Source organism: Desmonostoc muscorum LEGE 12446 (genome assembly GCF_015207005.2).
Lineage (GTDB): Bacteria > Cyanobacteriota > Cyanobacteriia > Cyanobacteriales > Nostocaceae > Nostoc > Nostoc muscorum.
Map to the genome: position 1 here is coordinate 2,539,657 of NZ_JADEXS020000001.1, position 21,966 is coordinate 2,561,622.

General features: G+C 41.4%; 12 protein-coding genes. 4 read left to right on the plus strand and 8 right to left on the minus strand.

The annotated features are described in order from the left end of the window. Positions 1–404: 404 nt before the first annotated feature. The 3 genes from IQ276_RS11015 to IQ276_RS11025 form a co-directional block, all read right to left on the minus strand. Positions 405–689, minus strand: coding sequence for a hypothetical protein (locus IQ276_RS11015; RefSeq protein WP_221705074.1), 285 nt, complete (start codon positions 687–689; stop codon positions 405–407). 593 nt (positions 690–1,282) lie between these two features. Then, a complete protein-coding gene (locus IQ276_RS11020; RefSeq protein ID WP_193923704.1) occupies positions 1,283–1,738 on the minus strand; it encodes a cupin domain-containing protein in 456 nt (151 codons plus the stop codon). A gap of 77 nt (positions 1,739–1,815) precedes the next feature. After that, positions 1,816–2,595, minus strand: coding sequence for a cysteine hydrolase family protein (locus IQ276_RS11025; RefSeq protein ID WP_193923711.1), 780 nt, complete (start codon positions 2,593–2,595; stop codon positions 1,816–1,818). Between the two features lie 81 nt (positions 2,596–2,676). Here IQ276_RS11025 and IQ276_RS11030 point away from each other — a divergent pair, with 81 nt between their 5' ends. Together IQ276_RS11030 and IQ276_RS11035 are read left to right on the plus strand one after the other, a co-directional pair. Continuing rightward, the gene (locus IQ276_RS11030) at positions 2,677–4,077 is read left to right on the plus strand and encodes an amidohydrolase (protein ID WP_193923713.1); all 1,401 of its coding nucleotides are present in this window, start codon (positions 2,677–2,679) and stop codon (positions 4,075–4,077) included. 1,032 nt (positions 4,078–5,109) lie between these two features. Beyond that, positions 5,110–5,802, plus strand: coding sequence for a class I SAM-dependent methyltransferase (locus IQ276_RS11035; RefSeq protein WP_193920151.1), 693 nt, complete (start codon positions 5,110–5,112; stop codon positions 5,800–5,802). Positions 5,803–6,191: 389 nt separating this feature from the next. Here the strand turns inward: IQ276_RS11035 and IQ276_RS11040 are convergent, their stop codons facing one another. The 4 genes from IQ276_RS11040 to IQ276_RS11055 form a co-directional block, all read right to left on the minus strand. Further along, positions 6,192–6,455, minus strand: a complete 264-nt coding sequence (locus tag IQ276_RS11040; protein ID WP_190882607.1) for a peptidase — start codon at positions 6,453–6,455, stop codon at positions 6,192–6,194. 49 nt (positions 6,456–6,504) lie between these two features. Further along, positions 6,505–12,111 (minus strand): trifunctional serine/threonine-protein kinase/ATP-binding protein/sensor histidine kinase, encoded by a 5,607-nt coding sequence (locus tag IQ276_RS11045; protein WP_235115585.1) that lies wholly within the window; start codon positions 12,109–12,111, stop codon positions 6,505–6,507. Positions 12,112–12,601: 490 nt separating this feature from the next. Then, positions 12,602–14,350, minus strand: a complete 1,749-nt coding sequence (locus tag IQ276_RS11050) for an ABC transporter ATP-binding protein (protein ID WP_193921878.1) — start codon at positions 14,348–14,350, stop codon at positions 12,602–12,604. Between the two features lie 552 nt (positions 14,351–14,902). Next, a complete protein-coding gene (locus IQ276_RS11055) occupies positions 14,903–16,120 on the minus strand; it encodes a lipid-A-disaccharide synthase-related protein (RefSeq protein WP_193921875.1) in 1,218 nt (405 codons plus the stop codon). Positions 16,121–16,529: 409 nt separating this feature from the next. Here IQ276_RS11055 and IQ276_RS11060 point away from each other — a divergent pair, with 409 nt between their 5' ends. Continuing rightward, positions 16,530–17,738 carry a NupC/NupG family nucleoside CNT transporter gene (locus IQ276_RS11060; RefSeq protein WP_193921873.1) on the plus strand — a complete coding sequence of 403 codons (1,209 nt, stop codon included), beginning with the start codon at positions 16,530–16,532 and terminating at the stop codon, positions 17,736–17,738. A 117-nt stretch (positions 17,739–17,855) separates the two neighbouring features. Here IQ276_RS11060 and IQ276_RS11065 read toward each other — a convergent pair whose 3' ends face one another. Beyond that, on the minus strand, positions 17,856–18,281 hold the full coding sequence (locus IQ276_RS11065) for a hypothetical protein (RefSeq protein WP_190882603.1): 426 nt from the start codon (positions 18,279–18,281) through the stop codon (positions 17,856–17,858). A gap of 289 nt (positions 18,282–18,570) precedes the next feature. Between IQ276_RS11065 and IQ276_RS11070 the strand changes: the two genes are divergently transcribed. Next, on the plus strand, positions 18,571–21,813 hold the full coding sequence (locus IQ276_RS11070) for a PAS domain-containing hybrid sensor histidine kinase/response regulator (protein ID WP_193916203.1): 3,243 nt from the start codon (positions 18,571–18,573) through the stop codon (positions 21,811–21,813). Positions 21,814–21,966: the final 153 nt, after the last annotated feature.

Consider the following 21,966-nt stretch of genomic DNA (forward strand, 5'->3'; position numbering starts at 1 on the left):
CAATTTGTATTTGGAAAGGTAATTTCACAATTTTTATTCTCCATCTCTGCCACAGCAAAAATTACGTTTTAGAAAGCGGAATAGGATGAATACTTTTTGACCCCACCCTAACCCTCCCCTTATAAAGGGGAGGGAACAGGATTTTCTTGTTTCCCCACTTTCTAAGGCTATGGTGTACACACAAGTTATCGAATGACTACCAGTCCTCGAATTACCCCACCCTAACCCTCCCCGTATGTATTGGGGAGGGAACAAGAATCTCTTGTTTCCCCCCTTTATAAGGGGGGATTAAGGGGGGTAATAATTCAAGTCACAACATACCACTTTTCAAATAACCTCTTAGTGCCCCAAAAACAGATCCCCGACTTTTTAGAAAAGTCGAGGATCTGAATTTTTTCAACTGCTTATTGCATTAAAATCTGACGGATTAAAATACTCATCACTTCGTCAGCATTACCAGTTGGTACTAATAGACTCCAGTCGCCGGCGCTGGCGTAGCCAATAACTTGCAAATAATGAATTGTGCTGGTGACAGCTTTTGAAGAACCAATCAATGTATGTTTTATCGGTTCTCTTTTGGGTAATGGATTTTGAGCAGGTTGATTTAAGGCAGGTATATTTAAGTTTTCGCCACTCAAGTATTGTTGCAGCTGGGAACGCTCTTGTAGAAACTCTTCTTCTTGTGCCATGATGTCAATTATCTCTCAGAATGAGGGTTTAGGGAAAGGCGATCGCAAGCTCTTGGCGGAGGGCGATCGCCTTTCTTATTTACATATTAAAGTATAATTTTATACACATCAATTACTTGAATGAAAAAAAATCAGCATTTATCAGCAATTTTTTGAAGAATTTTATCTAAATTTCATGTTTTGGCTAAATTCAATCAGCAAAAGCTGCAATTACTTTCTCAAAACAAGCTTTTGCTTTCTCAAAACAAGCTTTTACTTTCTGATTTTGGTGTTTTCCGCAAGCAAAAGCAGCTTTTACTTTCTCAAAACAAGCTTTTGCTTTCTCATTTCGGTGTTTTACGCAAGCAAAAGCAACTTTTACTTTCTCAAAACAAGCTTTTGCTTTCTCATTTCGGTGTTTTCTGCAAGCAAAAGCAGCTTTTACTTTCTCAAAACAAGCTTTTGCTTTCTCATTTCGGTGTTTTACGCAAGCAAAAGCAGCAATACGGTTTGGTTAAGGCACCAGACGCGATAAATCGCCGTCTCTACAATAATCAATCTCTTGTAGAGACGGCGATTTATCGCGTTTTTGATTGTCAATTCTGTATTCTTCTTCAACAAGGCATTAAAGCATCTAATCTCCCCAAAACTGCCATATCTTCTGCATCTAACTCTACTGGTGTTCCACTGCGAATTAATTCAGAAAAGTCTTCATTAGGCACCATCACAGTTAGGGTATACAAGCGAGTGGAACCTGTATTTTTAATCAAATGCGTACCAGTGGGAGGCACTAATAAACTATCTCCAGCTTTGATGTTAGCAATCTTGCCGTCACACATGGCGATCGCTTCACCTTTGAGGACAAAGAACATTTCCACTGCCCACTGATGGCGATTTGGGGGTGTTTGTCCACCGACATCAAAGATTTCTATGCAGCAAGTCAAGGAAGTATTGGCATTTGTGGAATCGAAGATAATCGCTAACCGATTAGAGTCATCGGGACTGATGCGATATACTTGGTAATCTTTGAGAGATTTGATAACCGGAATTACACAACGAGTAGCGTGCATTTATTTATCCTTATAATTAATTAATCTCACGCAAAGGCGCAAAGGCGCAAAGAAGGATTATCTTGTACAGACGCGATTCATCGCGTCTCTTCATTCATCGCTTTTAAAATCTCTTGGGAATCGGTGACGAAACCGAAGCATTGTTTGACGTTGTAGAGTGTCGCCAACCAACAATATTCAGGCGATGTTGTGGCGGTGCAGTCTTTGACTAATATGCAGTCATATCCTAAGAAGTTGGCATCACATAATGTAGTTAGCACACATTGATCGGCATTTACACCAGCAAAGAATAGTGTCGTTTTTCCGAGATTTTTCAAAATACTATCTAAGGGAGTATCCCAAAAGCCACTCATGCGGTATTTATCCACAAGAATATCTTCTCTTAACGGTTGTAGTTCGTCTACTACCGCCGCCGCCCAACTACCCGCCATGAGTACTTTAGCACCGTTTTTGGGCAGAGGATCGCCTAAGCCTACGCCGTCGCCTGTGGGATTGTAGACGTGGAGTGAAGCTGCACTAATGTTGAGTAAATCGGGACGATTCCCCCAATTTATCCAAATTATCGGCACACCAAGGGCACGCAGTTGTGGAAGTAAGTTGTTTAAAGGTTCGATGGGCTGACGGGCTGGAGTGACATCCACGCCGATATGCGCTAACCAACCGTCGGGGTGACAGAAGTCGTTTTGCATATCAATGACGAGGATAGCAGCTTTTGCTAAGTCTAGGCGCAGGGTTTTTGTTTCTGTTGCTAAGATAACGGGTTGTGGGGTTCTTTGAGGACGAGTAATATCTGCAATAGCATCATTCACTGTCCACGCATTTGGCGGAACCCCCAATGTCCGTAATGGTAAGTTCATAAAATTGCAATAGCCAATACCATTTTCTATTTTGTAACTTGAAACTCAGTTGAAAATGCGATCGCTTAATCAAGGTTAAATATGTTAAGTTTCACTATCCAAAATGTTTTAATTGCCACTACTGATGATTACGCAACAGTAGATGTACAAGTTGTAGATGGTACAATCGCTGCCATTGCCCCGAATCTCCAGGTAATCGGTACAGCCATAGATGGTAAAAATAAGTTGCTGCTTCCTGGCTTTTTCAACGCCCACACCCACTCTTCGGAGATGTGGCAACGGGGGATCATGTCGGTTTTGCCTTTAGAATTGTGGTTGGCGGAACTGTATGATTTTGCACTCCTAGATACTGAACAAGTTTATCTTAGCGCTTTGGGAACGGCGGTAGAAACTTTACTTTCCGGCGGGACGAGTGTAGTAGATCACTTGGTGTTAATTCCAGGACAAGAGTTAGAAACCATCGCCATTGCAACTCGCGCTTACAAAGAAGTGGGAATTCGGACTTTTATCGCGCCCCTCATTCAAGATGAATCCCTCACCGCAGGTATCCCATCTGGGGAGTCAACACAAAATCATGAGCCTTATTATCGCTCAACTGCGGCCACATTGGAAATCATCGAAGAAGCGGTGAGACAATTTCATCGCCCAGATGAGGGTGTGAATATTTTAGTGGCACCAACGGGGATACAATTGTGTACAGATGCTTTGTTTGCAGGATGTATTGAATTAAGCGATCGCTACAATCTTTGTCGTCATTCTCATTTACTAGAAACCAGGGCACAGGAAAAACTCGCCCAAGAAAAGTACGGTTGTACAGCCGTGGAACATTTAAAAAGAATTGGATATTTAAGCAATAAAACTTCTCTAGCCCATTGCGTTTGGTTAAATGATGCTGATATTGCTATTCTCGCCGAAACTCAATCTACAGTTGTTCATAATCCCTTAAGTAATTTACGTTTAGGCAGTGGCATCGCCCCGATTTTAAAATATCGTCAAGCTGGAGTAAATGTCACTTTTGGTTGTGATGGTGCCTCTAGTAATGACTCCCAAGATTTGCTAGAAGCTATTAAAATTGGTTCGATTTTACATAACGTTACAGATTTAGATTATCAACACTGGATTACACCCCGACAATCAGTAGAAATGGCATCATTAGGAGGTGCAAAAGGATTGAATCTTGCAGATAAGCTTGGTTCTTTAACTGTTGGTAAACAAGCCGATTTGGTACTTTATGACCTCACAAATTTATCATTACTTCCCCGTACAGACCCCATTGGTTTGTTAGTTTTAGGGCGTCCTAGTAATGTTGTTCATAGTGCTTGGGTAAATGGCAAGCAAATTATTAATAATGGTAAATTTACAACAATTAATGTTGATGAATTGCAGCAAGAATTATTTAACCGCAGTCAATGGGAGACCAAGCGAAAATCTGAAACCGTGGCACAAATTGAAGCACATTATCGCACAGTTATGGAATTGTAAGCTGATGTGCTTGGAAGTTGTATAATTCCCTTAACCCGAAAGGTGCAAAGACACAGAAATACAATTCAAGATACCAACAAATCCGAGAATTTATCAAACAGAATTCAGGAGTCAGTCGTCAGAATGGGCTAAACGCCCCGCTACCGCTAACAGAATGAATTTTGGCCGAAAAAGCGGATAGCGTAGCGTAAAGCCTTCTCTTCTCCTTCTCCTGTGGTCGCCGCACTCGCTCATAGCGTAGCGGTAGCGAGTATTTTCGAGTCGCGTCAAGATTGCTGACTTCTGAATTCTGAATTCTTCTTCAATATTTTATTCTTTTTTGTTTTTCAGAAATGAATTTGGGAGGTACTGTGGTGAATGCATTTACCAGCATCAAGCAACTGCTCCGGGCTTATGACCCTTTTGGCAGAGGAAAGGTTTATTTTTGAAAAACTTCTGCACCCCGGCGTATGTGTGTGCCTTTCTTCGGTCAACGAAAATATGTCGTTTCAGGCTGTTAAGCTATTCCACATTTAACTTGCGTAATTAGGGCAGGTTTTTCAGTCCACCCTACAAGAGTTATAGCAATCCGATTTGATTTGGAGAATCACTCGTAGAGGTAAGGGACTGGGGATTGGGGACTGGGGACTGGGAGGAAGGAATAAAGGTGTACTGAGTTTTGTTCAAAAATCAAATATGAGTCCTATAGGACTCATATTTGATTATTGAAATACACGTAGGGTGTGTTAGCCTTTGGCATAACGCACCACACAAAGGTTCGGGTGCGTTAGGCTACGCCATAACACACCCTACATACTACTTAGATTTTTTCAAAAATCAAATACTACTCCTATATATATAATTTTAGGTATGCAAACTAGATGTGGAAGAGCTTATGAAGCATCCTTTGATAAATAGCGATCGCCAATTATTTACGATTACTATATAAATTAAAGAAATTCCATAGACGGGATAAAATTCAAATGCTCACTATTGTACCGCAGAAATAAATGTGCTTTAATACACAGTAAGTACTAATACAGAGGGTAATGTATGTCTTTAACAGCAAGATTAACCAAGTCAATAACAAATTACAACAGTCAGAATTCTATAGGTTCAAAACTCAGAGCCAAACGTATTGCTCCCTTTATAGATATGATGGAAGCGGCTTATCAAGAAAATGGCTCCGTCAATATCATAGATATTGGAGGAACAGAATCATATTGGGGTATATTACCAAGCGATATTCTTGATAAATACAATGCCCGTATAACAATTGTCAATCTTCCCAGTGTTACTAGGCCAAGCGACCACGGGCGGTATACCTTTGTCGCAGGAGATGCATGTAATCTCTCAGATTTTGCCGACGGATTTTTTCATATTGCTCACTCTAACTCTGTTATTGAGCATGTAGGGGACTGGAACAATATGGTTTCATTCGCAAAAGAAATTTCCAGGGTGGCATCAAGATATTATGTTCAAACTCCATATTATTGGTTTCCCATTGAGCCACATTTTATGACACCGTTTTTTCATTGGTTTCCTAAGTCAATTCGTATTTGGTTGATTTTAAACTTCGACTTGGGGAATTGGAAAAAGGTAGAAACAGTAGATGAAGCTGTGCGAGCAGTAGACAGCGCTCGTCTTTTGGATACAAGAAAGTTTAGAGAACTATTCAAGGATGCTCACATATTCCACGAAAAGCTTTTTGGGCTACCCAAGTCACTGATAGCCATAAAAAATTGAATACTTGACCTCACAGGCAGGGTAAGCGTATCTTCTCAAAAATAACCCTTCAGTGTCAATAAAGCAGAAAAATCTTGCTTATTGACAATATTTTAGGCGCTAGCGTAGCCTCCCGTAGGCATCGCTTTCACCGTTGGAAAGTCAATCAAACGATAAATCCTGATTTTTTAGTTCATACATCAACTAACTATTTTGTCAAGTCTAATTCTAGATGCGCTGACCCTAACCTCAGAGGTTGTTTGAAAAGTTGTTTTGAATACTCGAACACTAGCCTTAAGGGAGTAGATGGTGATTATATTTATATGTAGTGCCCAATTACTCCTGTTTAATTGCAAAAATACTTCAATTTTGACGAACCGCTCCAGGTGCAGAAAACACAGAGAACTGAATTAGGCTCGTGTGCGAAATAAGCCTGTCATACTAATACCAGTAATCAACAAGCCGACTAATCCCAAGCCATTTAAAAGCGGATAAATTTTTTCTAAATGCAAGATTTCCAGGGTGTGTAGTCTCAGGAGAAATTCCCCCAAGTCATCTTGATGCAACCATTCATGGGCAATGGTAAAACTCATGCCAGTTAGTACGGTGAGAAATAAGGGCAGACACAGCACGATCGCAATCTGACGATGATATCGTCGAAACATTCGAGTCATAAAAAATTCTTGAAATAGTAACTTTCACATTAGCAGTTTGGCAGTACATTTAAATCGGAATTTGAATTACAAATTCGGAACCTTCTCCCTGTACTGAATTTACCTCCAGAGTACCGCCATGTTTTTCGACAATAATTTGCCGAGCGATCGCTAATCCTAATCCTGTACCTTTACCCACAGCTTTAGTTGTAAATAAATGCTCAAAAATCTTTTGTTTTACCTCGTCAGACATTCCCACACCATTATCTTGAATGCGAATTAAAACTTGATGTTTATCTTCATTCAAACAAGTGTGAATCTTAATTTGATTATTAATTTCGTGAAAATCACGTTCAATATTTGCCTCTTCTAAAGCATCAATAGCATTTGCTAACAAGTTCATGAATACCTGATTGAGTTGTCCAGGAAAACATTCTATCAAAGGGATATTTCCATAATCTTTGACGACTTGAATATCTGGATGATTCTCTGATGCTTTGAGGCGATGCTTGAGAATCAAAATTGCACTGTCGATACCTTCGTGAATATTAAAAGCAACTTTGTATTCTGTATCTGCCCTAGAAAATGTTCGTAAACTATTACTAATACTGCGAATGCGATCGACACCTAATTTCATGGAATCAATGAGTTTTGGTAAATCTTCTCGCAGATATTCTAGGTCAATTGCGGCAATTTCTTCTGCAATTTCTCTACCTGGATGTGGAAATTGTTCTTGATAGAGATCGATGAGGTGAAATAAATCTCCAATGAAATTAACAGCAGGTTCGATATTACCTGCTATGAAGCCTACAGGGTTATTAATTTCATGAGCTACACCTGCAATTAAGTTGCCCAATGCTGACATTTTCTCACTTTGCACTAGTTGTAATTGCATCTCTTGTAAATCTCTCAGAGAGTGTTCTAATTGTTGGGCATTTTCTTGCGATCGCTGATACAGATAAGCATTTTCCAAGGAAATAGCAGCTTGGGAACATAATAGATTGATAACTTGTAGTCTATTGCGTGTAAATACTCCGGCAATTAAATTATTTTCTAAGTAAAGAATGCCGATTAATTTTCCTTGATGGAGAATTGGTGTACACAATAAACTTTTTGGTTTTTGTTGGATAATGTAGGAGTCTGATGCTAAGGAATTTTCTAGAGTTGCATCATCAATTACTAATATTTCTAAGGTATTTTTGACGTAGTTAACGGGAGTTAGGGGAATATCTTTGCTGAGTTCAATAGGGATAGATTGCAGGATAATTGGGGATTTATCGAATGTGGCGATCGCTTCAATTACCCAAATATTATTTCTCAGTAAAATTAAAGCAGATTTTTTCGCCCCGGTATTCTCCATCACCACTTGTATTAATGTCGAAAGCAACTTATCTAAATGAATTTCACTAGACAATGCTTGAGAAGCTTTGAGAACAGTTGCTAAATCCAAAGCATCTGAAATACTGGTGCTGTTGGATGAGATTGTTGCAGTAGAACTAAAAGTAGACAGAGATATACTCTGGAGAGTGGATGTTTTTTCTGTGGAATTGAAGCGAATTGTTTCCCATTGTAAAATCGGGGCGAGTAATTGAGGATAGCGTTTTTCTAAATCAGAGACTTTGGCTTTAGCGCCCCAACGAACATAGCAGTAGTAAGCTTTCGTCAGATAAGTTTGGGCAATTTGCTCTTTACCCCATTTCAAATAAAATTTAGCAGCGAGTTCCTGGGCAAGGGCTTCTTCTTGAACATATTCGTTTTCTTTGGCTCCATGAATGGCGCGATCGTACATTTCCATTGCTTGAATATATTCACCCAGAATGCAATAGCGTTCAGCCTCAACTAAATAAAACTTATGTAAATGATTCATGGGAGCATGATCCGCCCACATTTGCATTTTTTGTTGACTCTCTGTAATCCGTTTGAGGATAAATGCTTGTCTGTCTTCCGAAACATCAGGATAAACAGCTAATTGGCTCAGAGAATCATAGAAATAAAATAAAGGAACAGTAATACTTCCAAGCACACTTTCTAAATAATTTTTCGCTAATTCAGCATTTTCCACAGCATGATGATATTCAGCAAATAAATAACAGAGAACTAATTTGTTAAAATACAAAAAACAAATTATGGTTTGATCATTTCCTTGCTGATGCAGCGGTAACATAATTTCTTCATTGTAAGCTTCGCCAATTAAACAACAAGGATTTTGATTTTTTGAAAGTAAGTTAAGTATTACCTGCCGATAAAGTTCATTTTTATGTAGGGATGGTTCTTGGCGAAGTTGCCTGAGTACCTGACTATAATTTGCTATCTCCTCTGATAGAGAAACTAGTTCTTTTCCAGCCAAATATGCATTAAATGAATAAATCCATACACAATAACCTGCAAATTCTAAATCTCCTGTTTCTATTCCATTAGAATAGCCTAGTTGTATTGGATGCAACATTTCTCTAATATGTTTCTTCCAAGAACTCAAAGAACCATAAATAATTGTATATGTCTTAGCTATGAATTCTTTAGCATTCAATTTATCTAATAATCTGAGAGTCAGTTGACTGAACTGATAGCCAGATTCGACATCTCCGACAACAGCACACAAAATCAGTCCGTAACATGGATATCCATAGAGAGAATTAGCATTATTTCCATACTGTAGCGATAAATTAACTTGTTTAAATAATATTAGGGGATAAAGTTCTGGGATAACTAAATAAGCAGCAGCAGCTATATTTGTCAAGATATTCATAGCTGCTAACTTATCTGGCTCAGTCATTAACTCTAAGTTTAGTAAATCCTCAACAGATTTACCCTTTAAAGCTAATTGTGTCTCCTGTAGTCCATTGCCAATATCTGCCATTGTTGGCTGTTCTGGTAGTTCTACTCCCAACAGCTTCAGGACTTGGAGTCCTGTTTTAATAGCTGACAACATCCTGTTTTGTGCTATCTGAGATAAGATTCTCACTTCGTAGGCTTTGACTTTATCAATCAGTATTTTGCCATGTTGTAATATTAGTTGTATCCACTGTTCTGTCTGCTCAAAATTACCATTCAGATGAGCTGCCTCGGCAGAAGTTGAGTATAATGCTAAAGCCAAATCATACTGATATTGCCAACAATCTTCTCTCAGTAAGCGAATTCCAAAATTTGCGTATTCTACAGCAGCTTCGTAAGCAGTTGAATTTCTGGCTTTGTGACTTGCAGTTAAGTTTAACTTTGCCAGTTCTTCTCGTTCCTCTGGCTGAGTAATTAATTGACTTCCTAAATTTAACTGATTAACTAATTTAAACACATGTTCTTCGCGCTGTTCCGGCGAAATATTTTTCAACATTAATCGCCCAATTTTTAGATGTACTCCCTGTTTTTGGTCTTCAGGAATTAGAGAATAAGCAGCTTGCTGAACGCGGTCATGTAAAAACTTGTAGGAACATAAATCAGGAGAATTGTGTTGCTGAAATTCTGAATTATGAATTCTTAATTCTGACTCTTGTTGATAAAACTTGTAAACTTCAGTTGTGGGTATGACCAAACCTTCTTGTAAAGCTTTCCATAAATCTACTGCTGTCTCAGCACTTGATTTTTCATGAACAATTGCTAGAGTTGCTAAGTCAAATTGGTTATCAATACAAGCCGCAAGCTGTAAAACTTTTTGAGTCGCTTGGGGTAACTTATGTAATTGAAGCACCATAAATTCTATCAAATCATCAGTAAATGTTATTGCTTTTAACTGAGCAATATCACATTGCCAATAACCTGCATCCAAGTTATAGTTAATTAATTTTTCTTCGTGCAGAAGCTTGAGGAATTGATTAGTAAATAAAGGATTTCCTTGAGTTTTTTGATAGACTAAATCTGTGAGATGTCGGGCGATATTTAATTGACATTTGAGAACATCTGCAATCAAATAATTTAAATCTGTGTGCTTGAGAGGAACTAAAGTAATAGTATGAAGATTCGCTCCAGTTTTCTCAATTTCTCCTAAGGTTAACATTAACGGATGTGCTGGATAAACTTCATTATCTCGGTAAGCGCCAATAAGCAACATATAGTTAATGTCAGCTTCACACATCAACAATTGCATGAACTTCAAAGATGCTGAATCTGCCCATTGCAAATCATCCAGAAATATCACTAATGGATGGTCTTTCGTCGTGAAAACTTGGATAAATTTATGAAATAATAAATTAAAGCGATTTTGTCCAGCATTGCCTGAAAGTTTAGGTACTGGCGGTTGTTGTCCAATAATTTTTTCTAATTCCGGAATAACTTCGATAATTACCTGAGCATTTTCACCCAAAGCTGCCAGAATTCGGCCTTTCCATCGTTCAAGTTGAGTATCAGTTTCACTCAACAATTGCCCTATTAAATCTCGAAATGCTTGGACGAAAGCTGCTAAGGGAATATTACGTTGAAATTGGTCATATTTCCCTTTGATAAAATAACCCCGCGATCGCACAATGGGTTTATGCACTTCATTGACAACAGCAGTTTTACCAACGCCAGAGAAACCTGCTACCAAAACCATTTCGATTTTGGATTTTGGATTTTGGATTTTGGATTGGACGTTGGGAGGGCAGGAAGCTTTTTCGATTTTGGATTTTGGATTTTGGATTTTGGATTGGACGTTGGGAGGGCAGGAAGCTTTTTTATAATCTCCCCACACTCCCTCATCCCCTTCATCTCCCTCATCTCCCTCATCCTCCCCTCCTGCTATCCTCTCGAATGCTGCGAGTAGGCTTTCTACTTCGGCTTGCCGTCCGTAGAGTTTTTCTGGAATGATAAAGCGATCGCAAATATCCCGCACTCCTAACTCAAACACGTCAATACTGCCAGTTTCTCGCCACTGACGACAGCAAATTTCTAAGTCATATTTTAAACCTAAAGCACTCTGATAGCGGTCTTCGGCATTTTTCGCCATCAGTTTAGCGATAATCTCAGAAAGAATCGGGGGAATGTTGGGATTGAGACTATGGGCTGGTGGTGGAAGCTTTGCCAAATGACAATACAGCAATTCCATCGGTTCATCAGATTTAAAAGGTAACTCTCCGGTGAGGAGTTCAAAAAAAGTGACACCCAAAGAATAAAAGTCGCTGCGATAGTCAATTCCTCGGTTCATTCGTCCAGTTTGTTCGGGAGAAAGGTATGCTAACGTTCCTTCCAAAATATTTGGATTAGTCAGAGTTTGGGTTTCCCTAGAAAGTAGAGAAGCGATACTAAAATCGATGAGTCTTATTTCTTTTGTGGTGGGATTAATTAAAATGTTGGCGGGTTTGATGTCTTTGTGAATCACTCGGTTCTGATACAGTCCATCAAGAATCGAGACAATTTGCAAAGCAATGTGAAAAAATGCCTGCAACCCATCGACAGTTTCCCCCATTCCCAGGCGCCATTTCCCCATCTCCTCTTGGAGAGAAATACCGCCTAAATCTTCCATGATTAAGGCATAGCTGTTTTGATAATTTTCCAGACTATAAGTTTTGATAATGCCGTCAATATCCAGGTTTTTCGCAATGGTGTACTGATTGCGGAACCGCACGAGTTCATAAAATGTAGGATACTCACGCCGCAACAGTTTAATCACTACTGGCTTTTTATCTGATTCTCTAATGCCACGATGGACTAAAGTTTTAGAGCCAGAATAAATTAGCTCATGTATTTGATAACCAGTGAGTGCTACCATACTTTTATTTTTTCCTAGAATATTAATGTTTTCTGGTTTACATAGATTGTTCCCATTAACACGGATGTACTTAGCATTGGAAGAGACAATTTTGTCACAAGATAACGAATGTGCGATCGCTTTTAAGAAAGATGGGAGTAGGGAATTAGCCTTTTCGAGTTGAGGGCGAGTTTTTTCACGCAATCAAATAGGAGTAAACATAATTAATTACACCTAAACACTGTAGGGGTTTAGCACTGCTAAACCCCTACCTCCTGTTTTTCTGGGAAAAATGCATGTAATCAATTACACAATAAAACCGAAAAATCTCTTCACCCCCACTCCCAATACTGCGTAGGTTTTGGAATTTCTTGGTTGAGGCAAGCAATCTTTAGCAGGGGGAGAAATGGAGGCTGGCGTTGAGTTTTGCTTCCCCTGCCTCCCCTGCCTCCCCTGCCTCCCCTGCCTCCCCTGCCTCCCCTGCTTATCCGAGCAGTATTGCCCCCACTCCCTACTCCCTACTCCCTCCCTCACCAGAATAAAACTGTTGGGCATAAAAACGGGCATAGCGTCCTTCTTGAGACAAGAGGGAGGTGTGGGTACCAGCTTCAACCACTTGTCCTTGTTCGAGTACGAGAATGCAGTCAGCCCGGCGAACGCTGCTCAAGCGATGGGCGATAATAAACACGGTACGGTTTTGCATCACTCGCTCGATCGCTTCTTGAACTAGTGCTTCTGATTCTGAATCCAAAGCGCTTGTTGCTTCATCGAGGATGAGAATTCGCGGATCGTTGACAATTGCTCTGGCGATCGCTAATCTTTGGCGTTGTCCTCCAGATAGGTTAACCCCACGTTCGCCTACCCAGCTATGGTAACCTTGGGAAAACTGGGTGATAAACGAGTGAGCGTTGGCAATCTTTCCTGCTTCTTCGATTGCTGCTAAATCTAATTCTTCCTGACCGTAACCAATATTTTGGGCGATCGTTCCCGAAAAAAGCGTAATGTCTTGGGGAACAATGCCAATTTGATGGCGCAAACTGGTGAGTGTGACATCGCGGATATCAATATCATCAATCAGAATTTCGCCGGCTTGGGGGTCGTAGAAGCGAAGTAAAAGGTTAATTAACGTCGATTTCCCCGCCCCAGAAGAACCAACCAAGGCAATAACACTACCAGGAGAAGCGTCCAAGCAGAGATCCTTGAGGACTGGTTGGCCGGGATCGTAGGCGAAATTCACATGACGATACTCTACCTTGCCAGCAACTCGCGGTAGTTCCCTAGCATTTGACTTTTCGCTTAAACTAGGCTGCTGAGCCATCAATTCAAAGATGCGTTCTACAGAAGCCTCAGTTTGTTTGTATTCGTTGTAATTGCTAATCAACAGATCGATTGGCTGAATCAGGATAGCCACAGCAGCTAAGAAACTGATAAAGCCTTGAGATGTCAGCTGATTTTGAGAAATCTGCCATCCTCCCAATAGAAACAGCAGCATAATACTGACTGCTTCTAAAAAACCAACAACGGGAAACTGAATGGATTTGAGTTGTAAAGCGCGATATTTAGCTTGGCGATTGTGTTCTGCTTCTTGATTGAATCGCTTGACTTCATACCCTTGTGCTGCAAAAGCTTGAACGACGCGAATCCCGCTAAAAACTTCAGTTAACAGTGCCGACAAATTGGAAACCTGATTTTGACTCTGGCGAGATAGCACAAGTAATCGCTGACCAAATAGCCCGATTAACCAAGCCATCAAGGGAGCCAAAACAAAACTAGCAAGGGTGAGTTGCCAATTCAGGTAGAGCATGTAAATGGGAATCGCAATTAACTGCAAGAGATTGGAAAGAAACTGATGGGATAACTTGTCTACAATCTCGCCTACGCGATCGATATCTTCAGTCAGCCGATAAGTTAAGTCACCCGTCTGTGTGGTTTCAAAATAATCTAATCCAAGTTTGTGCAGGTGAGCGTAAACCCGCTTACGCAAGTTTAAAACCATATTGAGAGCGGCAGCGATCATAAAGACATTCTGCCCGTATTGACAAAGCCCTCGAAACAAAAATACTAAAGCACCTAGTCCGAGCCAGTAGGCAATCTGGTTAACATTTCCCTGGCCGACAAAAAGAGCGACCTGACCTGCTAGGTAGGGCAGTGCTAGGGTGAGCAACACAAATCCTAAGATACAAGCTAACCCCCGAACTAACAGCGGCCATTGGGGCCACAGATAAGGCAACAGTTGCCAGTAACTAGAGCGGACTTTCATAGTTCAATTCTGTATTGTTATCCTTTAGGACTTACGCACTGTACAAAAGAATCATCTTGTAAATCAACATAAATACGTAGTAAATAGACCCGCGCTGTAGGGGCACAGCATTGCTGTGCCCCTACGACAGATGTGGTTTTTCAAATGACTCATATTTTGTCTTTCCTGTCAATGCGTAAGTCCTATCCTTTAGCCCTTTCAAGGTGGGTAAAAATTTTGTTCAAAAAATTCCTCTTTAACCTCTTACCTCTGTGTCCTCTGCGTCTGGAGTGGTTAGATAAATTACTTTTAAACCGCAAAGGCACAGAGAACACAGAGAAAAAAAAGAGATTTTTCAAGTCACCTTGAAAGGGCTAGTCTTATCCTTATACCAATTTGAAAAAAGAATGCGACAAATACATTGGGTAGGGGCGCACAGCTGTGCGCCCCTACTTAATGTGTTAGAAAGATTGTTTGAATTGGTATTAACTTCATTATTAAAATTTGGCAGCACCAGTAATGTTGTAAGAATTCTGAATTCTGAATTCTGACTTCTGACTTCTGACGCAATTTCTACTCAATTTCTCCTAGAGAGGTTAGCAGAAAGCGGGCAATTCTTTCAGATGCGCCGGCTGGGCCAAATCGCTCAGGGCCATTTACTTGGCACTTAGCGAGATAGTCTGCATCTTGTAAAGTGTCGATTATTCGTCGAGCCGCTTGTTTGAGAGTCTCTGGGGTTGCTGGCCCAGTGCCGATGGTTTGGGCAGAAATGCCCAATAGCCGCGTTTGTGCCTCTGCAAATTGATAGGTAAATTGAGGGCCTTCTCCGGGAATTTGAACGATCGGTTTACCGATCGCCACTGCTAAATCCACTGCCAACCCTGCCATACCAATAACAAGATCAGAGTAATATACGATATCACTGAAGGCATCTGAGTAACATCTCACTTCTACAAGCGGTGATTCCTGGGCAGAACTTCCTGGCAAAGAATAGGTGAGTGTGCCTTGATTTAGTTGCCAACCTTGACTTTTAGCAATGTCGTCTAGTTCCTCCATCAACTTTGGTACCAAGGCGGCGCGGAACTGGAATCCAGACTCAGGCATCACCTTGGCAATTTCTACCACCAGCTGCAACTGCAAACAGAAATTTCGCGCGGCTTCTGGCATCCGCGATCCTGGGAGGAGAGCGATCGCCGGCATGTCCGGTTTCAAGTACAACTCAATGCCTGCCGGGACAAGGCGATCTAAAGCCGGAATCCCACCAAACTGAGCCTTAGCTATACCTTGCCGTTGGAGATCAAAAGCCGTATAGGAATCTCTGGTAAAAACTGTCAGACATCGAGAAGAATTCAAATCGTGCCACAGCAGCGGATTGATACGCAATCGCCCTTCATAGAGGGCAGAAAGACAAGAGATAAACGAGACGAAGGGACGCTTTGTGAGATAAGCAAATGTCTGAGAGACAAAATCCCCAGTAGCCATAATCAAATCGCAGCTGGGAGCATACTCCAACACTGCTTGTAACTGTCGCCACGTTAACCCAATCAATCCCGATTGAAAATCTTTGAGCAAATAGAGGCGCTTCATGTAAAAGAATCCCCCAGAGGGCATTATTTGTGTAGGCCCAATGATCGGAATATCCAAGCTGCGGTAAGCTTTTCCTTCCCCCACAATCGGCATTGCCGCCATGTCAAGAGAAGGGCACAATTGGCGCAGGGTCTGAATAACATGAGAGGTGTGATTGTCCTCTCCGTGGCCGTTACTGATAAACAAGATTCGCTTAGAAGGCATCTTGGGGTTTGGATAGATCTAAAATGCTTGTCTGGTGAGATTTTTAACCTACATTGGCTGAGTAGGCGAAGAGATTGATAGTATTTTTACTCTTGAGAGTTTGTAACTTTATAGACAAATCTACAAAGTTACTTTTACAGGCGTAAACCTGAATGGAATTACTGCTAATCTCTGTTTTGCAGACGCTAATTTATCAGAGAATACAGTATTGGGAGTGCAAACGCTATGCCTACATTAATCTGAGTTCATAAATTTGAACGGAGTAATAGTAATTTTAAGTGTTGACCAACAATTCTTTGATGGTACAGAGCAAGCGGATTTATCCATCAGGTTAATCCAAAATCCAAAATCTAAAATCTAAAATTGTCTGACGACAAAGTGATAAAAAAGTTGTATCGCAAGGGTAAAAATGGAACGCGCCATTTCTGCGTTGGGAATTTTAGTTTTTCTCGGCATATCTTACGCCTTCTCGGTGAATCGTCAGGCGGTGCGTTGGCGAATAGTGGCGTGGGGCTTGGGATTAGAGTTTATATTTGCCCTAGTGATTCTGAAAACTCCTTGGGGTTTGAATGTGTTTAAATCTCTTGGAGATATTGTCAGCCAGTTTTTGGCATTCTCTGATGTTGGTGCCAAATTTGTCTTTGGAGAAAATTTTAAGGATCATTTCTTTGCTTTCCAAGTGCTGCCCACAATTATCTTTTTCTCTGCCTTCATCAGCGTCTTGTATCACTACGGCATTTTACAGCGAGTGGTAAACATAATGGCATGGGTGATGATGAAGACGATGAAAACATCTGGTTCTGAATCTTTATCCTGTGCAGGTAACATCTTTTTGGGGCCAACAGAGTCAGCGCTGATGGTTAAGCCTTACATCGCCAATATGACGCAATCGGAACTCCATGCACTGATGACGACTGGCTTTGGGACGATCGCAGGTGGAGTACTAGGGGCGTATATTTCCTTTGGTGTACAAACAGAACACCTGATTGCAGCTTTTTTTATGACTGCTCCCACATCCTTGGTGGTATCAAAATTGCTGTACCCAGAAACAGAAGTATCAGAAACGGCTGGTAAGGTAAAGGCGAATGTCAAAACTAATTATGTAAATGTCATTGATGCAGCTAGTAGCGGAGCAATTGACGGCGTAAAGCTAGCGGTTAATGTTGGGGTGATGATTATTGCTTTTTTGGGATTATTAGCTGCTGTAAATGCGCTATTGGGATGGTTAGGGGGATTTGTTGGTTTACAGCAACTTTCATTACAGTGGATTTTATCTTATTTTATGGCTCCCGTAGCATTTTTAATGGGTGTACCTTGGGCTGATTGTCGGCAAGTTGGGGCGTTATTGGGTACAAAGACAATTCTCAATGAGTTTATTGCTTTTTTGGATTTGAAGGCACTCATTGAGAATGGTAAAATTTCCCAACGGTCAGTAATTATTGCGACTTACGCATTATGTAACTTTGCGAATATCGGGTCAATTGGCATTACCATTGGCGGCATTACTGGCATAGCACCCAACCGCCAGCATGATTTAGCTCGCATGGGTGTCAGGGCAATGATTGGCGGATTGTTAGGGGGTTTTATTACCGCTTGTATTGCTGGGATGCTGATTTAAAAGAGGTAGGAGAGCAGAGGGGCAGGGGGCTGATAAAATTGAAACAAATTGGTTCAGTGGCATAATTATTAGCGATCGCTCTCATAGTTCCGGGATACATCCAGTTCAGAGGTGGAATTAAATTGATTGAGGTTCTTTTTCAGAGTAAAGGCGATCGCAATATACTGCCCAGCTAGCGGCAAATAAACCAGTGATAGATGTAGCGATCGCTACTGTAACACCCCATCCTACCGGGCCTAGCCAGTCTGCGATCTCAGAAGTGATGGCTGTGGTGGTTTTCCCAACAATATAAGCTGTACCTGTAGCAGCCAGGGTAACTAAACCCAACTCCGCCAACATCTCCAAGATTCCCTTACTAGATAAATCATCATGAAAATAGATTTTCCAGATAGTGGTATACATAGCAACATCAGACGCCGTTAACACAATCTGTTTCGGAATTTCTATCCCAGGGGTTGGCGCAGCGGAAGCAGTACCATTACCAATAGAATAAGTGGCGATCGCCAAAACAGCTTCCAATCTTTTCTTACCCAGATTACTCACAGTCTCATCTCCTGTAAGGGTTGCATTTACATCATCAACTTTGTACAGTCGGCTCCCTAACTAGGTTAACTGAATCTTGGGCATGGGGAGGTGTGGGAGGGGGAAGTATAAATTCTCTTTCTCCCCCATCCCCCTCATCTCCCTCATCCCCCTCATCTCCCCTCACTCCCTCATGCCCAATCACTGTCATCTTCACCTTTCAGGTAGAAGAATTTGCCCTAAAATTTATGTAAACATGAGCCACTGAATCTTATATTTATTCACTTTAAATTTCTTTAACTTTAATAGAATGCCAGACGCGGAAAAATCCCAAAACCAGCTGGCTAGTGACAAGCTGCTGTATCGGCAAGTTAATAAAGAATTAAATTATTCGTTGGTAGCCACTAAAGAAGAAGGAATGATTCTTCTGTTATCTGATGGCAGTATTCAGGCTTGTAATGCCGCTGTTGAGAAGATTCTGGGAGTGACAACTGAGGAGTTTGTGGGGCAAAATTTGCTCGAACCCAAATGGCAATTTATTGATGAAAATGGCTCGCCTTTGCTCAGTGAAATTCACCCAGCTATGGTTGCCCTGAAAACGGGTAAACCTTGTTTGAATATCGTGTGTGGCTTTTATAAGCCCAATAGTCAGCTAGTCTGGCTTTTATTATCTTCACAACCGCTATTTCAGCTTACAGAAACTACTCCCTACGCGATCGTCACAACTTTTTCGGATATTACTGAATCTCAACATCTTCAGGTTGAGGATAACAGTAGCTTAGCCCAAGATACTAAAGCAATTGAGGTAGATGATTTTCGGTCACGCTGGGATAGTCTACGTCTGTTTCAACAAATTGCTGGCACTCTTCCGGGCATACTATACATCTATGACGTAATTGAGCAGCGAAATTGTTACGTTAATTATGAAATTGCTGAAGTTTGGGGCTACACACCAGAACAAATCCAAGCTATGGGAACTGAGTTGTTTATTCAACTTCTACACCCTGAAGATTTAGCTCGACTCCCTAGCTATCTGGAAAAATTTAATTCTGTCGATAACGGGGAAGTCCTCAGTTTTGAATACCAAATTCGACACGCTAATGGAGAGTGGCGCTGGTTTTTTAGCTATGACACTGTGTACAGCAGAACTGCTGAGGGATTAACACATCATATTTTAGGGATCGCTTTCGATATTACAGACCGACGACGCACAGAAATTTCCCTGCGCCAAAGTAACGAAAGGTTTGAACTAGCAGCGGCAGCAGTTAATTGCCTAATTTACGACTGGGAAATTCAGAGAAATAGCGTCGAAAGAACTCAGGGTCTAACCCAGGTTTTTGGCTACACCCAAGAAGAAGCTAAACCTACCTTGGAGTGGTGGCGAGAACGCATCCACCCTGATGACCAACAAATGGTCGATGACGAATTCATGACTAGTATGGCCAATGGAAACCGTTATCGCGTCAAATATCGGGTGCGTCACAAAGATGGCCGCTATTTGTGGGTGGAAGACCAGGGGTTTGCTGTCCGCGATGCAAATGGTCAGGTAGTCAGGGTAGTTGGTGCTACTACTGATATTACCGAACAGCAAGCTGCACTACACGATCGCCAGCAAGCTGAAACAAAACTGCGGGAAAGTGAAGAACGGATTCGATTAGCAACTACCGCTGCTGAAGTTGGTATGTGGTTTTGGAATCTCACCACCAATGAGTTAATTTGGACGGAGAAATGTCAGCAGCTGTTTGGACTATCGCCAGAAACCGAAATTAGCCATGAGGTTTTCCTCAACTGTGTCCATCCAGAAGACCGCCAATTCATCGAGGAAGGAATCGGCCGTTCTCTGGAAGAAAAAGTTGATTGTGATATTGAATACCGCATTGTTTGGCCTGATGGTAGCATTCATTGGATTGATGCCAAAGGTCGTGTTTTTTATGATGCCGATGGAAAACCAGTAAAGTTGATGGGTACTGCCCAAGATATTACCCAGCGCAAACAGGCAGAAAATGCTTTGCGCCAACGCGAAACTCAATTAAGGCGGCTAGTTGATTCCAACATTATTGGCATTATGTTCGCTACTCCTGACTACATTTTTGAGGCAAACGAAGCTTTTCTAGAAATGGTAGGTTATACGCGAGAGGATTTATTGGCAGGTAAGATCCGCAGAAAAAATATCACTCCGCCTGAATATTATCCTCTTGATGAGCAAGGGCTAGAGCAACTTTTTCAAGTTGGGGTATGTAGTGCTTATGAAAAAGAATACATCCGCAAGGATGGTTCCCGCATTCCCATATTAATTGGTGGTGCCTTGGTGGAGCGATCGCCCATGTCTTGGGTCTGTTTTATTCTTGACCTCACCCCCAGAAAGCAATTAGAAAAAGCACTGAGGCAACAAGCAGAGGAACTCAAACAAGCAAACCGCAATAAAGATGAGTTTCTCGCCATTCTCTCCCACGAATTGCGATCGCCCCTCAACCCGATTCTGGGGTGGTCATCTCTACTCAGAAGCCGCAAGTTTGATGAAGTTACTACAAATCGTGCCTTGGAGACCATCGAAAGAAACACTCAATTGCAGATTCAATTAATTGATGAGTTGCTGGATGTGTCCCGAATTATTCGCGGTAAGCTGAATTTGACTTTTGCGCCTGTCAACCCGGTAGCTGTAATTAATGCTGCCTTGGAAACAGTCCGGTTAATTGCAGAAACCAAATCCATCCAAATAAAAACCCAGTTTGACCAGAATGTGGGTAAAGTTTCTGGTGATTTTTATCGTTTACAGCAAGTTGTGGGGAATTTAGTCTCCAATGCTGTCAAGTTTACTCCCTCTCATGGAACAGTGGAAGTTAGCCTTTCATTGAGTCGTGATTTGACTTCCCACTGGGTAGTGATTCAAGTCAAAGACACAGGTCAAGGTATTTCAGCCGAATTCCTACCCCACGTGTTTGAATATTTTCGTCAAGCTGATAGCAGTACAACCAGGAAATTTGGTGGATTAGGACTGGGATTAGCAATAGTTCGCCATTTGGTGGAGTTGCATGGTGGTAGTGCGATCGCCGATAGTCCAGGAATTGGACAGGGAGCAATTTTTACTGTCAGACTACCCGTGATGAAGGAGAATAGGGCAGAGGAGCAGGGGAGCAGGGGAGCAGGGGAGAGATTTAATTCCTCACTGTTCAATGGACTACGGGTATTAATTGTTGATGATGATGCTGATACTAGGGAGTTTGTGTCTTTCTTGCTGCAACAAAATGGGGCACTGATAACTATCGCCGCATCGGCAACTGAAGCCTTGGCTGCCATAGGACAGAATGTACCTGATTTATTAATCAGTGATTTAGCAATGCCTGAGATGGATGGCTATGATTTGATAAAGGAGATCAGAGCAATGCCAAAAGAGCAGGGTGGAGAAATTCTGGCGATCGCTCTGACGGCTTATGTGGGAGAAAGCGATCGCGATCGAGTTTTGGCAGCTGGCTTTCAAAAACACGTTGCCAAACCAGTACAACCAAATCAACTACTGACCTCGATTGCAGATTTGATCGGGCAACAATTCTAAATACTGGGTAAGCCTATTCCACAGATGCCCAAGATGAAATTACTGAAATAAGAAAGCAAACCCCAGTTTGAGAAAGCAATATCTGTTTTTGCTTGCTGAATCTACTGAAATGAGAAAGCAAACCCCAGTTTGAGAAAGCAAACTCCAGTTTGA